The sequence below is a fragment of the Rhodococcus sovatensis genome (assembly GCF_037327425.1).
In the GTDB taxonomy this organism is placed as follows: Bacteria; Actinomycetota; Actinomycetes; order Mycobacteriales; family Mycobacteriaceae; genus Rhodococcoides; species Rhodococcoides sovatense.
Genome location: NZ_CP147846.1, coordinates 5,952,001 through 5,965,979, shown reverse-complemented (window position 1 = coordinate 5,965,979; position 13,979 = coordinate 5,952,001). Strand labels below are relative to the sequence as shown.

Here is a 13,979-nt window from a genome sequence, read left to right as displayed (position 1 = left end):
TAGCACTACTGGGTCAGCGCGAGTTTCGAACATCGGAGTATCGAACGTCGGAGTAGCGAACATCAATGTCGCCGTAGCGGTTTCGAGCTCGGATCGATACCGATTGCTCGGACTCACTGGGCGCGGCGCCGCTGTCGAGGTCGTTGCGCACACGCCCGTCCGTGGACGAGAGATCCAGCCATGCAGCGACACCGCGCCGCACCCCGATCACGAGCCCTCCGAAACCGCTCTCGACGTCCATCGATCCACTCGAGACCTCACCGAGCGTGATCGTTCCGTACGCGGTTTTCGCCCAGACGGAAGTGCCCGCATGCGCGATCTCGAGATCGCCGTAGGAGAGCTTCGCATCGATCTCACCGCCGGATTCGGAGACCGTGATGTTGCCGTAGGACGACCTCAGAAGAGCGTCACCTGCAACGCTGCCGATACGCACCTGTCCGTGGTCGGCGGTGATGTCGACATTTCCGTGCGCGCTGGCGACGGACGCGTTGCCGTGCGAGACGCGCAGCCACAGGTCTCCGGTCGTATCGAGATCGACTGCGCCGGTTCCGCTTTTGATACGCGTAGCACCGAGGGTTCCGTCGGTGCGTACTCCCCCGGCCGCTATTTCCGCAGCGAGCCGAGAGCCGGCAGGAACCTCGATCTTCACGTCGATCGACTCGGACGGACCGAACCAACTCAGGCGCGGTTTCGGCCCCGCAACGACCATCCGTCGACCATCGAAATCGACCGTCGTGTCCGCGGCCGCGCGCTGGTCTTGGTCACTCGACTTGGCCTGTTTGCCGGACGTGACGGTTACGACCGTGTCCTTTCGTGCTGACGCTGACACCTCGATCGACCCGGCCTGCAGGTCTATCGCGACGTCGATCGAGTTCGGAGTGTCGAAGGTGGGCATGATGTGCGCCTCCTGAAGTTAAGCGGATGTGGGCGTGTTTGTTCGGCCCCGCAAGTCGCGTGGCTTCGAAAAGCTTGTGGTGCTGTGAGTCTCAGCGCACCCAGCCGGCGAAGTTGTCCCCCTTGCGAAGGGTTCGCTGCGCAGATCGTCGCTGCTTGGGTTGGAGCGCGTCCGCGACCGCCCGCACGAGCCAGGTGTTGACGGACAACCCATCTGCCGACGCGGCATCGTCGACGCGTGATTTGAGGCTGTCCGGTAGGCGGAGCGTCGTGCGCGAAGTACTCGCGTCATCGAGGTCTACGGGCGACACCGCACGTTCTTCACTGTCGGCCACGGGTTGTGTGACGACGAACTCGACGTCGCGCCCACGGAGCCGGATATCGACGGAGCCGGGCGCGAGGTCCCGGGTGATCTCCCCGACCGCAGTCGACAGAACGTCGAGGATGACCATTCGAGTTGCTGCGTCCAGACCGGCGACCAGACGCTCCGCAACAGCACGGGTGTCCTCGGTACCGCTCTCGGCGGTCTGCATGAGTTGACGCCGCAAATCCTCGACGTGCCGTCCCAATTCCATGACACCATGATGACACCATCCTGGTGTCGCGTCAATGCCAGTTGGTGTCTACGGTTCAGCACGCCGGTCCAACGTTCTGCGCCGAACAGCACTACCCGGACCGCTACCATGACCGACATGACAATGCGCCACGACGTCGCAGGCACCGGCCCTACACTGGTACTCGTCCACGGGGTGGTGCATCGCAGGCAGGCCTGGAATTCGGTCGTCGACTTGCTGACGCCGTACCGCACGGTGGTTACCGTGGATCTCCTCGGCCACGGCGAATCGCCAGCCCTCGACATGAGCGGGCCCGATCTGCTCGGACAAGTAATCGATGCCCTCAGTGCACTGGTCGCCGAGTTCGAGACACCCGACGCACGAGTCCACATCGCCGGCAACTCGCTCGGCGGATGGTTGGCGCTGGCCCTCGCGTGCCGCGGACACGTCGCCTCGGCCACTGCACTCTCGCCCGCCGGTTTCTTCGTCAACGACGCCGACCGCCGCCGTGCCATCGGCACGTTCCAAGCGCTTCGAAAAATCACCCGCGGAATGGGCGATCATGCACCGAAGCTGCTGTCGTACAAAGCTGTACGCTATCCGGCGATCTCTGCATTCTTCGCTCATCCCAGCCGAGTATCCTACGACGACGCCGTCGTCGACGCCGCCTCACTACTGTCGAACGCATTGGTAGACAAGGGTCTCGACGCCACGTTCGAGCTACCGGTCGCAACGGAACCACATGTGCCCATCACCATCGCATGGGGTCGGCGCGACCTCGTACTGCCGATCTATCAGATGGCGCGAGCAAAGAAGAATCTTCCGCATGCTCGATTCGTCACGGTACCTGGCGTCGGACACGTCCCGATGACCGACAATCCCGAACTGATCGCATCAATTCTATTGTCCGGCAGCGAGTCCCCAGCGGTACCGTGACGGTGGCGAGGTGCGGATCGACATAGCAGGGAGCGAATCATGAAGCCCACCGGATCACAGCAGAACTCCGCGCCTCTGACCGATCAGCCCGGGCGCCGTTCACCGCGCCGACGACGCGATGCTCCGCCGCCGAGCACCGGCGCATCCGAGAAAGAAGTGCTGATGGGGTTCTTGAACTACCTCCGAGACTGTGTGGCCGACAAACTCCTCGACCTGGACGAATCTGCTGCTCGCACAGCCATGGTGCCGTCGGGCACCAACCTGCTCGGACTGGTCAACCACCTCACGGCAGTCGAACGATCAACCTTCCTCGGTGAGCACATCCAGAATTGGAAGAAGACCTTCAACGCCCCGACGTCGATGTCCGTCGATGCTGTCGTGTCCGACTACCGCGAGACCGTGCGCCGCGCCAACGAACTCATCGACCAGTGCCAGGATCTGTCCGGTCCCGCCCCATTGCGCGCAGGCCGAAGTACAGGGCCGTCGATGCGTTGGGCTCTGACACACATGATCGAGGAAACCGGGCGCCACGCCGGGCATCTCGACATCCTGCGCGAACTCGCCGACGGGTCGACCGGGAGGTGACGGCAGCGTCTGTCACTGCGCACGTTCCAGCCAACGCGCACTTTGCACGGTAGTTGCAACCTGCGCAGCCGCTGAAACGCGCGCGTTCAGACTCGTTGGGGCACCAACGGTTACAGGCGCCTGGTCACTCCTGGGCTTGTTCGTCTTCTTCCGGCTCGAACGACGATTTCTCCGTATGCCCGACAGCGACGCCGTCCTCGGTGTTGGGGATCGTCCCATCTTCGCCCAACTTGGCGTTCTCGTCAGAACCTGTGCTGTCCGATGCCGGGGTATCCATGGTGAAACTCCTGTCGTTGCCGTGTCGAACTGCTTATCCGCTCGGCCGGCATTGCAAACCCACGACGCGGCGGAAGTAGGCACGCCGCAAGAACCAGCGGGCGTCGGGCGTCGTCCAATCCCATGTCGTCGAATACATGTAAAAGACGCGCCCGACCGCCGCAACCAGTGACTTACTTGAAGGTGTCCTTGATGTTCTCGCCGACCTTCTTGACGCCGGCCGAGCCCTGATCCTTCTTGCCCTCGGCTTCGAGGTTCTTGTTGTCGGTGACGTCGCCGACGACCTCTTTTGCCTTGCCGAGTGCGTCTTCAGCAGCGTTCTTGGCCTTGTCGATGAAGCTCATGATCGATCCTCTCGTTATGGCGTCGACAACGGTCGTTGCCGGAAACACGCCCGCGTTGTGCAGAGAGTTAGTCGGATCCGACGCTCACAATCGCACGTCGATCACCGAGAGATCTGCATCACACCAGATCCGGCAGCGCCGCAGCCTCAGAACCCAGCTCAGCCTCAGAACCCAGCTCAGCCTCAGAACCCAATGGGTAGGCCCGCGTAGTTCTCGGCAAGTCCGGTTGCTCCCGCCTCGCTGCTCGCGACCCATCGCAACTGCGAGAGCTGCAGCTGCGCATCGAACGGATCCTCGGCGGTGTGCAGCATCGTGGTCATCCACCACGAAAAGTGCGTGCACCGCCAGACACGGCGAAGAGCGTCGTCGCTGTACGAGTTCGCCAGAGTGTCGTCGTTCTTTCGAAGCAACGCTGCCAACGCAGGTGCCAGCAGCGCGACGTCGGCGACCGCTAGATTGAGTCCCTTCGCTCCGGTCGGCGGCACGATGTGCGCGGCATCCCCGGCCAAGAACAACCTGCCGTGACGCATCGGCGTCTGCACATAGCTACGCATCGGCAGGACGCTCTTCTCGGTGATCGGACCCGGCGTCAGCTCCCATCCGTCCTGTCCGTGACCGAGCCTGGTGGACAACGCATCCCAGATCCGGTCATCGGACCACGTACTCACGTCGGTCCCGTTCGGCACCTGCAGATACAACCTGCTGACCGTCGACGACCGCATGGAGTGCATCGCGAAACCATCCGGGTGCCAGGCGTAGATGAGTTCGTCGGTCGACGGAGCGACGTCGGCGAGCACGCCTAGCCACGAATACGGGTAGGTGCGCTCCCATACCTGACGCACACTGTCCGGCATTGCCGCTCTGCTCGGGCCGAACGAACCGTCGCACCCAGCCACGACCGACGCGTCGAGGCGGACCTGAGTACCGGACGAATCGGTGAACGTGACGAAGGGCGAGTCACTTTCGATGTCGTGCAAGGCAGTATCGGTCACTTCGTAGTAGATCTGCTGACCGGCTGCTTCGCGTGCCGCAACGAGGTCCTTGGTCACCTCGGTCTGGCCGTAGACCCACACGCTCCGCCCGACGAGGTCCGTGAAGTCGATGTTGTGACGCTCCTCCGGCCACTGCAGGTAGATGCCTCGATGTTGTTGACCTTCGGCGTGCAACCGTGTTCCGAGACCGATGTCATCGAGAAGCTGGACGGTCGAATGTTCGAGAATGCCCGCGCGGATACGTGACAGCACGTACTCCTGCGACCTGGTCTCGATCAGAACCGACTCCACTCCTTGCTCGGCAAGCAGGTGAGAGAGGAGCAAGCCGGCCGGGCCGGCACCGATGATGGCAACTTCAGTTCGCATGCCCGTCAGTACACACCGTGTCTGCGGGCACACCAAGGGATGTTTTCCACTCAGTGAAAACTCCGGCGAATACCCTGCGCCGCGACCTGCAACGCCGCGACCAATGTGGCGCGGTCACGGCCAAGGTTCGGCACCACGATTCCTAGCGCCGCGACCACCTCGTCGTCGCGCCGACGAATCGGAACCGCCACCGAACATGCACCCAGAGTCATTTCCTCGACAGTTTTGGCATACCCGTCACGGTGTACGCGACGGAGCTCGCTTGCGAGCGTGCCGGGGTGCACGACCGTGTAGGGGGTGAGACGGGTCAATGAGCCGAGCACGCGTTCTCTCACCTCTGCGGGCGCGAACGCCAACAGCACTTTGCCCACCCCGGTCGCGTGCAGCGGAAGGCGCGAACCGACGCGACTCACCGCGGGCACCGAAGCGTGTCCCGCAAGCCGGTCGAGGTAGAGCACCTGGTCCCCGTCACGGATCGCGAGGTGAACCGTCGCGAGGGTCGCGCCGTAGATGTCGTGTAGAAACGGTGACGCTACTTCCCTCAGGTCGGCCTGATCGGGGGCGAGCATGCCGAGCTTCCACAACCGCCTCCCGACGACGTACTCACCCGAATCGGTACGGACCAGCGCTCCCCATTCGACGAGTTCGGCCACCAACCGGTGCGCGGTCGCCGGCGCGAGGCCGGATCCGTTCGCGATGTTCGACAGGGAGAGAGACGGGCGCGTCTCGTCGAAGACAGCAAGGATGGCGAGCAACCGCGACGACACCGATTGCCCGGGATTCCTCGTGTTTCCCGCCACGGCACAACTTCACCACATCAGCGACGCAGATCCCGCACTTTCCTGGCGCATACGATGGTCCCGATATGTACGATCCAGCGGGGGTGGACAGCCGTGCACCCCCGCTGACCGAGATTCGTCGATCAGGGGGAACCACGTGAAATTGTCCACGCGCTCGAAGCTCGCGACACTGACAGCACTGACTACGTCGGTATTGGCCGTTGGAGCGATAGCGGCGCCCACCGCCGCCGCAGCACCCGTCCAGATCACCCAGTTGACCCCGCTCATCGGTCTCGGTGGCGGCGACAACCTCAATATCGGCTCCGCAGAACTGCCGATCGGTTTCGTCAACGAAACCATCACCGTACTTGTCGATCAGGAGCAGCCCGGTGTCTCCTTCTTCGACGGGAGCGACTGGTGCCCTTGCCAACTCGAGTGGAAAAACGAGGACACCGGAGCGACGGGCATTTCCAGCGTGGGTAGCGGTGCTCTCTTCCCCAAGGCACCAACACGGGTCGTGACGGGATCGGGCCGAATCAGCACGACCTCCTCCATTCCGTATGGCATCACGTTCCTCCCTGCAGTCGGCAGCTGGCAGGTTCCCTGACAGGTCGCGCCATGGCAGTCCGGGGTCCAGGTCAGTGCAGGAGCTTCCGCCGTTGATATCGATGGTTGCTCCCGTCAGGTCGGTTGCGAGTTCTGCGTCTACTTCTTCTGTGCACACAAGCGTGAGGGTGGCACCGCGAGCTAGGTATACGAGGCCGTATTACGCACGCGTCGGGCAAGAGCCCTGATTCCATAGAACAGGAAGCTAACTGCGAACAGTCCTGCCACGAGAAACAGCCATCGCAGCGCAAACGGCTGCTGTGTCATGCCTGTGGCCGCCTCGTAAGTGGCGCTGCCCTGAGAGATGATTCCGGGGAAGAACAGCAGCAGACTCAGGCCGGCACCAAGCGCCGGAATCCGAACCGCGTTCACCCATCGGCCGAGCCCGAGAACGGACGTTCTGTCGAGCAGTGCGTACAACGGGAACAGAATCAGATCGTGCACAAGCGCCGCCCCGACGAACCACACCGCGATGGACTGCCACCACACGGCAGAACTCCACAACGCCGGAATCCCGACCGTGAGTACGACAAGCCCGACGAGCGCGAAACAGCACGACATCACCGCAAGGTGGATCGGGCCCGCGCCGTAGACACGGCGGAACGTCATCACGACTGCGGCCCGGCGAACTCGATGGAGCGAACCCATTTCGTGGCATGCACCCCCGGTATGGCTGGAATCATGATGCGAGCGGGGTATCCATGGTCGAGCGACAAGTCGACCCCGTTCACCCGGAGTGCGAGCAGGGAATCGGGATGCATCATCTGCGATCGACCGAACGTGACCCGATTGAACGAACCGGAGACCTCCAACGATCGAACCTCGCCGGTGTCGACGTAATCGATACCGGCGAGCGTAGCGAGATCACGCAATCGCACACCGCTCCAGGTCTGCACTGTCGACCATCCCTCGACACAGGAGATCGGCAGATCGACGGTGTGCATGTTCATTCGTTCGAGTTGTGTGCGTGTCAGGACGATGTCGGCGGTTCCACCCAACACCGTCAGCGTCCAGCCATCGCCAGTCTGATCACCGGTGATGCCCGCAGCCTTCGCTGTGCGGTTGACCTGAAAATCGTTGGGTCCGTCGCCGTACGAGCGCCCGCGAGGGAGAAGAATCGCAGCCGATCGCAAGAACCCGCCGGTCGTCTGACCTACTGTGAGCACAGTGACGAACAGTGCGCTTCCACCGACGAGGGCGAGCGCCCCTCGTCGACTCACAGTTGCCGGCGCGGGATCTGTTGATGCCAGACCAGATTCGTCGTCGGCGTCCGGGACGGTGTCGCGGACGCCGATGCGCATGAGTTCCAGGAAGGGTCTGGTTCGCAGTGCGGTCACCATCGTCGGAAGTTTCAGCGTCACGTGAGAAACGAAGCCCCCGAGGAAAACCCACGCGCCCCAGTAGTGGGCAGTGTAAAAGCTGAATCCGAAGATGTAGTCGTATTGGATATTGAGGATGCCAGTGATGATCTCGAACAGAATCCCGCCGACCAGCGCCAGCAGGGACAGCCGTTCGAGCGCGTGGGCGACGCTGCGAACCGGCGGCGTTTCGAACAACTTGGGAACGACCGACCAGAGTTTGGCCAACACAATTGGCACGATCACAAGACCGAGCCCGACGTGAACACCCTGTGTGAGCCTATAGAACCAGGTGGGATCCGTAGGCCACTCGAAAGCCGGGATGCGCAGCCACCCTACATCTCCCGGCATTGCCTGGCCGAATTGAGGACCGTAGGCGACCCAGGATACGAACCCGGTGACGGTGACGATCGGGAGGGCGGCGAGCAGCACTGCACCCAAGACCGACGTGAACCAAACGCCGCGTATCGGACTGCGAAAGCGACTCGGACTCAGGATCGACGCGTGGGTCATCAAGTTGTCCAATCTTCATAAATGTACTCAATGGTACATTTTTCGATGCCCAGCGTAGTCGACCACCCAAAGGAGCGCTATCCCGAATACTCGGTTCGACGTCAGGTTTCGATCCGACGCTTGCGGATTGCGGCGACGGCAGCGTCGAGCACATCGCGGAGCGGTTGCACGTCACCGGCGATTCGAGCCAGCAACATGCCGCCCTGAAGCGCTGCGATGAGCGTGTCCGCCAACGCCGCGGGGTCAGCTTCCACCTCGAGCTCTCCGCGCTCGGTCATTCGCCGCAGTCCGGCTTCGAGGGGCTGCGCCCAGCGACGGAACGCTGCATCGAGCGATGGAACGAACGCCACGTCGTTCTTCAGCTCCGCAGCGAGGGAACCGAGCGGGCAGGAGAACGGACCTCCCGGCTGCTCGTGGTTTCGTACGACCTCCCTGGCCCATGCATCTATGTCCTCGACACTGTCGATATGCGCGAGAAGTGGCTGAGCCGCGAGAACACGTTCCAGCTGCCGCGCGACAACTGCCTCCACCAGGTCCGACTTATCCGAGAAGTAATAGTAGAGCTGGGACTTCCCAGTCTCGGATGCGTCGAGGACGTCATCGAGCGTGGTTCCTGCGACGCCGCGGACGTACATCATCGCGGCGGCGGCATCAACGATCGCAGCCCTCGTTCGCCGCCCCTTCGCAGTCCGCGGTAAATCCCTGCTCACTGTATTCCTTGCATGGTCAGCTCCATGAATACTCGCTCGTCGACTTCGATGATCCGTCGAACATCCAAACCGACGCTCGAAGCGAGTTCATACACTGCACCCATTCCGACGCTCGCCCACGCAAACCACTCCCCCACGGCCTCTGTTGTTTCCCATCGCACCGACCTGCGGTACACACCGGCAGCCACAGTCTTCTCGGCCTCGACGATAACCGTTCCACCGAGACGGAGCAGCGAACAAGCCTGCCGTAGCAACACGGTCGGATCACCACCGATCCCGATGTTGCCATCAGCAAGCAGCACGTGCGACCAATACCCCGTGCCGGGCAGTGCGGAAAATATGTCACGTACGACAGCCACCCCTCCTCGTTCATTGGTGATCTCCACGGCAACAGGTGACGCATCAACACCCAGGGCCGGCACTCCGACCTTCAATAGCGCCTCGGTCAGCCGCCCCGGTCCACAACCGAGATCGAGAGTCGGGCCCGAGCACAGCGCGATCGACGCTGCGTCCGCACGCAGATCGTCGGCAGTCGCCGCTGTGCCACCCATCCACCGCGAAACCGGCAGCACGCTTCGCGATCCGTCGTGTTCGTTGATCCAAGACGGTAGGCCCGCTCGACCTCGACGAAAGACTTCGTCTGCAATCATCGGCACAATGTACCAGCGAGTACAAAGGCTGGTGTCCACGACCACTCGCCCTCAGTGTGGTCACCATGTTGGGTCTGCGTCAGTAACTCTGCTGAATGACGGCCGCGACCTTGCCGACATCCTCGTTCGCGTCGAAGACACCCGCGATCTCGGAGAAGAATCCTTGATTGACGATGATGGTGAATGCCAACCGTCGACCCGATTCTGCGTCGATATAGCCGCCCAATGCCTTGGTGTTGAGCCGAATCCGATTGTTGAACGTATCTCTGTCCACCAGCGATCCAGTCTTCGCGACCACCTTGCCCGCTGCGGGACTGTCCGGCTGTACCTGCGACAGCGAACCGTCGACTCCCAGAATCGGGAGAGTTGCCTTCCACCGATCCGCATCGGCACGCTTCGCCATGATCGTCTGGAGTTCGGTCTGATTGTTCGGAGTGACGTAGTTGCCTTCCAAGCCCGAACCGTCGATCATCGCCACCGAAGTGGTATCCAAACCTGCTGCGCTCCATAGCTTCTGAGCTTCGACTAGCCCCGCGTCACACTCGCTTCCTTTGGGAGCGTCTGCGTCGTACCCTCCCCCGGCGACCGCCAGTAAGCAGATCATCGTCTGCGCACCCCGGTTGTAGCTGACCTTCAATACGTAGGTCGCGTCCTGATCGAAGGGAAGCGAAATCAACTCCGCGATAGACGGGAGGGCCGTGACGGCGTCGACGTCTGCCAACGACGCCGTCGAATTCGGCGCCACCGGATCGCCACCCACCGCTACACCGGCCCGACCGAGCGCCTCGATGAATGCTGTGCGAGCAAACGTCGACGGGTCCTCCAGCACATGTACTTTCAGAGCAGGCCGACTGTCGGCTGCGATGGTGCCCGACAGCAGCAGCGCGCCCTCGGCAGGTGAACTCACCGAAATCTCGGTATCTCCTCCCGGCGCAACCGTCTCGACCTCACTGGTGACTCGCCACGGCGCCACTGCAGGGCTCATGACGACAGTTGCCGTCTCACCTTCGTTTGCGGGCGTCGTCGTCAGGTCGATGATGTTCTGGTTGATCACAATCGGCGTGATCGGTTCACCGGCGAGTGAGGACTGAAAGAGGCGATCGTCGACCACGACCTGGCCACTGACTCGATCGACGCCCGACTCCTAAGCCTCCGACCACCACTACTTCTCCTGTGCTTGCTGGAATGCGGCCGCCACCATGCCGACATCGTCGCCCACCTGGAAGACTCCGCGAGGAAGGTCGGGGAACACGGCGTTGCTTGTCGCGACCACGAACAGCAACCGTCGATCGTCACCCACATCGAGATAGCCCGACAGACCCTGAGTCGTCACGATCAAGCGCCCTGTCCCGGGTTCGACGTCAGCAGAGGTCGACGTCTTCCCGACGACTTTCCCCCTCGCCGGACTGTCGACGCCTACACCGGACAACGAGCCACGCTCACCCAGGATCGGCTGGCCGGCCCAGAACGTATCCGCCCAAGGCTGTTGATTCACCCACTCGAACCAGGTCGCCACGGCTGTCGGAGTCGCGGACGACGGGTCACCACCTTGTCCGTCCATGATCACGAAGTCCGACGCCGGTATTCCTGCCTCTGCGGCCAGCTCACGGACAGCCGGCAGACCATCGGCACACTGGTCCGACCCCGTCGAGGCTGCAAGCAAGCAGACGAACGTGTTCGCGCCGGTGTTGTAGCTGGTTGCGAGGATCATTCCACCGGCCTCACCCAGCGGGGCCGATTCCAATTCCGCCAACCGCAGGCTGTCTTGGTACGAGTCCTTCGGGGGAAGCGCAGCCTCGTCGTTGATCTTCGAGGTCGAAGCCACCTCGACACCTGCGCGCTGCAGGGCTTCTACGAAGAGTTTACGAGCCCAGCCGGCCGCGTCGGTGATGCGGAAAACGGTCAACGACGACTTCCCCGCCGGGACCGAACCGGTGACCCGAATGATCGTCGGGTTCGTGTCGTCTGCGGCGACCACCATCGTGGAATCACTGTCGGCAGCGCCGGTGGTCACCTGCGAGTCGATCGTGAAAAGACCGTTCCCCGGCAGCATCCGAACGGTGGCCGGCTGACCCGGCTCCCCTGGCTCTGCCGAGATATCGACGAGATTGTCGTTCACGAAGATCGACGGGACGAGGCCTTCGACTGTCTCGTACGTTTCCCACAGACGCGGGTCGACGAGTACGTCGCCGTCGATCCGCGTCACACCCGAGGCGAGCACCTGTTCGGCCAGGTCGTCGAGTCCGGCAAGCGGATCACCCGGCGCGAGAACCGCTCCGGGGATGGCGTCGGCGTAGACATGGTCGATTCCGTCGGTGGCGAAGTCGAACTTGCCCTCGGCAGCGTTGCGGCCCCCGAGCGCGAGGTCTCCGGATCCGACCAACACCAGATCACCGGCCAAGGTGCCGCCCGCCGGTACAGCAGTTGCGTAGACCGGGGTCGTGATCTTCTCGTCGATTCCGAGTTCGTCGAACACCGTGCCGACGGTGAAATGCTTCGTCTGCGAGGCGAGAAACATGAACGTGTCGGCCTGATTGCTGTAGATGACTTCGTCGGTCTCGGGGTCGATCACGAGGTACGACCACCGAGCCGCCGAGTATGGATCCGAGTCCATGATCGCCTGCGCATCGGGAGGTAGTGCCTGCCCACCCTCAGTCTGTTCGGTGGAATCCGACGAGCCGCATGCCCCGGTCAGCACAACGCCGACAACGGTGAACGAGGCCAGAATCGATCGACCGCCGAATCTGCGTCCGGGAATTCTCGAGGATGGCATGGGCACCGACTCTCTTGACGCGTTCTCATGGGTCCGTCGTGCTCTACGGACCCCCACCTGCGGACGGCGCAGTGGTATTAATTTAACCGAGTTACTGCAATTTGCACACTGCAATCCGAAATCTTGGGAGAATCGGAAGGCACGCCAGCACCGGCCCCCGGGCAGTCCCGAGCACGCAGCTATCCGCCGAGCCACCCTTCACGTATCAGGAGAGCGCAATGCCAACAGCACACCTGTCGACCCGGCGGCGTATTGCCCGACGGGCCAAGACCACCGGGGCCGCCGCCATCATCCTCACGGCCGCGCTCGTAGCCGCGTCGTGTTCGTCGGACTCGGACAACACCTCGACATCCTCGACACCGAGTGCGGGAGCGGCTGGTTCGGAAGCGTCGAGTTCGGGGGAATCCAGCGCCGCGCTCGTACCGCTCGACACAGCCGCGATGGACACCGTCGTCGACGATCTGGCAACCCAATTCCGCGAGGTCGGCATGATGGTGCTCGTCAAGACACCGGAAGGCGACTACACGAAATCGTGGGGAACACTCGGGCTCGACTCGACGGAAGTCCCCACCGCGGACACGAAAGTACGTATCGGTTCCAACACCAAGACCTGGACCGGCACAGTCATCCTGCAGATGGTCCAGGAGGGCAAGATCTCGGTCGAGGATCCAGTGAGCAAGTATCGGCCTGATGTGCCCAACGGCGAGAACATCACGATCGCCCAACTGCTCGATATGCGAAGCGGGCTGTACAACTACACCCAGACTCTCGAGCTCAACGAAGCCCTCGACAACGATCCGCAAAGAGTATGGGAGCCAGAACAATTGCTGGCCCTGGCCTTCGCCAATCCGCCGGTGGCGGCACCCGGTACCGAATACAACTACTCCAACACCAACACCGTTCTACTCGGTCTCATCGCCGAGCAGCTCGACGGCAAACCGATCGCTCAGATCTACCAGGATCGACTGTTCAGCGCGCTGGACATGACGAGCACATCCTTCCCCGCCAACACCGACACGTCGATTCCCGACACCTACGCCAACGGCTACTCCTACAGCGGCAACGTAGAGACCTTGGGCGAAGGTAAGGAATCGCTTTCGCCCGATCGGCTGGCGGCCATCGAGGCAGGTACGGTCCAACCCAGAATCACGACCAACGACAATCCGTCGTGGACATGGTCGGCGGGCCAGGGCATCTCGACCGCCAACGACCTCGTCACCTGGGTCCAAGCACTCGGCAACGGAGACCTTCTCGACGTAGAAACCCAGGCAATGCGGATGGACAGCGTCCAACCGTCGGACCCGAGCGACCCGTCCGGCAGCAGTTATGGCTACGGCATCGCACAGATGGGACCGATGTACGGGCACATCGGCGAGATGCCCGGGTACAACTCGTTCATGGGATACGACCCGGCCAATGACGTCACCATCGTGGTCTGGGGCACTCTGGCACCGACCCCCGAGGGTGCCCCGCCAGCCGCTGCGGTTGCCAAATCTCTTGTGCCGCTTATCTATGCGAGTTCCACCGACAACACCGGTGAACACATCGACGATGCCGCCGAGGACACCAGCGGCGGATAGAACATGGTAGCCACGATGAGGTGCCGCCGACGGGCCTCATCGTGGCTGGCTAGGCTTGGGCCG

The 13,979-nt window shown here is 62.5% G+C and carries 15 protein-coding genes and 1 pseudogene; 4 read left to right on the top strand and 12 right to left on the bottom strand.

What is annotated here, in order from left to right:
* Window positions 1–13: 13 nt before the first annotated feature.
* Together WDS16_RS27940 and WDS16_RS27935 are read right to left on the bottom strand one after the other, a co-directional pair.
* Window positions 14–895, bottom strand: coding sequence for a hypothetical protein (locus tag WDS16_RS27940; protein WP_338889485.1), 882 nt, complete (start codon window positions 893–895; stop codon window positions 14–16).
* A 91-nt stretch (window positions 896–986) separates the two neighbouring features.
* On the bottom strand, window positions 987–1,469 hold the full coding sequence (locus tag WDS16_RS27935) for a histidine kinase (protein ID WP_338889484.1): 483 nt from the start codon (window positions 1,467–1,469) through the stop codon (window positions 987–989).
* Window positions 1,470–1,586: 117 nt separating this feature from the next.
* Between WDS16_RS27935 and WDS16_RS27930 the strand changes: the two genes are divergently transcribed.
* Both WDS16_RS27930 and WDS16_RS27925 read left to right on the top strand, forming a co-directional pair.
* Window positions 1,587–2,384: an alpha/beta fold hydrolase gene (locus WDS16_RS27930; RefSeq protein ID WP_338889483.1), complete on the top strand. Its 798-nt coding sequence runs from the start codon at window positions 1,587–1,589 to the stop codon at window positions 2,382–2,384.
* A 39-nt stretch (window positions 2,385–2,423) separates the two neighbouring features.
* Window positions 2,424–2,969: a DinB family protein gene (locus WDS16_RS27925; RefSeq protein WP_338889482.1), complete on the top strand. Its 546-nt coding sequence runs from the start codon at window positions 2,424–2,426 to the stop codon at window positions 2,967–2,969.
* Window positions 2,970–3,093: 124 nt separating this feature from the next.
* Here the strand turns inward: WDS16_RS27925 and WDS16_RS27920 are convergent, their stop codons facing one another.
* The 4 genes from WDS16_RS27920 to WDS16_RS27905 all read right to left on the bottom strand — a co-directional run bounded on the left by WDS16_RS27920 (window position 3,094) and on the right by WDS16_RS27905 (window position 5,747).
* Window positions 3,094–3,246 (bottom strand): hypothetical protein, encoded by a 153-nt coding sequence (locus WDS16_RS27920; protein ID WP_338889481.1) that lies wholly within the window; start codon window positions 3,244–3,246, stop codon window positions 3,094–3,096.
* 172 nt (window positions 3,247–3,418) lie between these two features.
* Window positions 3,419–3,589: a CsbD family protein gene (locus WDS16_RS27915; protein ID WP_338889480.1), complete on the bottom strand. Its 171-nt coding sequence runs from the start codon at window positions 3,587–3,589 to the stop codon at window positions 3,419–3,421.
* 182 nt (window positions 3,590–3,771) lie between these two features.
* On the bottom strand, window positions 3,772–4,947 hold the full coding sequence (locus tag WDS16_RS27910; protein WP_338889479.1) for a 4-hydroxybenzoate 3-monooxygenase: 1,176 nt from the start codon (window positions 4,945–4,947) through the stop codon (window positions 3,772–3,774).
* 50 nt (window positions 4,948–4,997) lie between these two features.
* The gene (locus tag WDS16_RS27905) at window positions 4,998–5,747 is read right to left on the bottom strand and encodes an IclR family transcriptional regulator (RefSeq protein WP_338889477.1); all 750 of its coding nucleotides are present in this window, start codon (window positions 5,745–5,747) and stop codon (window positions 4,998–5,000) included.
* A gap of 136 nt (window positions 5,748–5,883) precedes the next feature.
* On the opposite strand from WDS16_RS27905, the gene WDS16_RS27900 reads away from it, so the two are divergent.
* Window positions 5,884–6,333: a hypothetical protein gene (locus WDS16_RS27900; protein WP_338889476.1), complete on the top strand. Its 450-nt coding sequence runs from the start codon at window positions 5,884–5,886 to the stop codon at window positions 6,331–6,333.
* A gap of 140 nt (window positions 6,334–6,473) precedes the next feature.
* Here WDS16_RS27900 and WDS16_RS27895 read toward each other — a convergent pair whose 3' ends face one another.
* The 6 genes and pseudogenes from WDS16_RS27895 to WDS16_RS27870 form a co-directional block, all read right to left on the bottom strand.
* Window positions 6,474–6,941 (bottom strand): hypothetical protein, encoded by a 468-nt coding sequence (locus WDS16_RS27895; protein ID WP_338889475.1) that lies wholly within the window; start codon window positions 6,939–6,941, stop codon window positions 6,474–6,476.
* Entirely contained in the window at window positions 6,941–8,203 is a 1,263-nt protein-coding gene (locus tag WDS16_RS27890) for a molybdopterin-dependent oxidoreductase (RefSeq protein ID WP_338889473.1), read from the bottom strand. The genes WDS16_RS27895 and WDS16_RS27890 overlap by 1 nt, the downstream gene beginning before the upstream one ends.
* A gap of 101 nt (window positions 8,204–8,304) precedes the next feature.
* A complete protein-coding gene (locus WDS16_RS27885; RefSeq protein WP_338889472.1) occupies window positions 8,305–8,913 on the bottom strand; it encodes a TetR/AcrR family transcriptional regulator in 609 nt (202 codons plus the stop codon).
* Window positions 8,910–9,563, bottom strand: a complete 654-nt coding sequence (locus tag WDS16_RS27880) for a class I SAM-dependent methyltransferase (RefSeq protein WP_338889471.1) — start codon at window positions 9,561–9,563, stop codon at window positions 8,910–8,912. Before WDS16_RS27880 ends, WDS16_RS27885 begins: the two co-directional genes overlap by 4 nt.
* A gap of 79 nt (window positions 9,564–9,642) precedes the next feature.
* Window positions 9,643–10,692, bottom strand: a pseudogene (locus WDS16_RS27875) (D-alanyl-D-alanine carboxypeptidase); the annotation flags it as partial.
* Window positions 10,693–10,725: 33 nt separating this feature from the next.
* Window positions 10,726–12,336, bottom strand: a complete 1,611-nt coding sequence (locus tag WDS16_RS27870; protein ID WP_338889469.1) for a D-alanyl-D-alanine carboxypeptidase/D-alanyl-D-alanine-endopeptidase — start codon at window positions 12,334–12,336, stop codon at window positions 10,726–10,728.
* A gap of 218 nt (window positions 12,337–12,554) precedes the next feature.
* Here WDS16_RS27870 and WDS16_RS27865 point away from each other — a divergent pair, with 218 nt between their 5' ends.
* The gene (locus WDS16_RS27865; RefSeq protein WP_338889468.1) at window positions 12,555–13,916 is read left to right on the top strand and encodes a serine hydrolase domain-containing protein; all 1,362 of its coding nucleotides are present in this window, start codon (window positions 12,555–12,557) and stop codon (window positions 13,914–13,916) included.
* Window positions 13,917–13,979 lie beyond the last annotated feature (63 nt).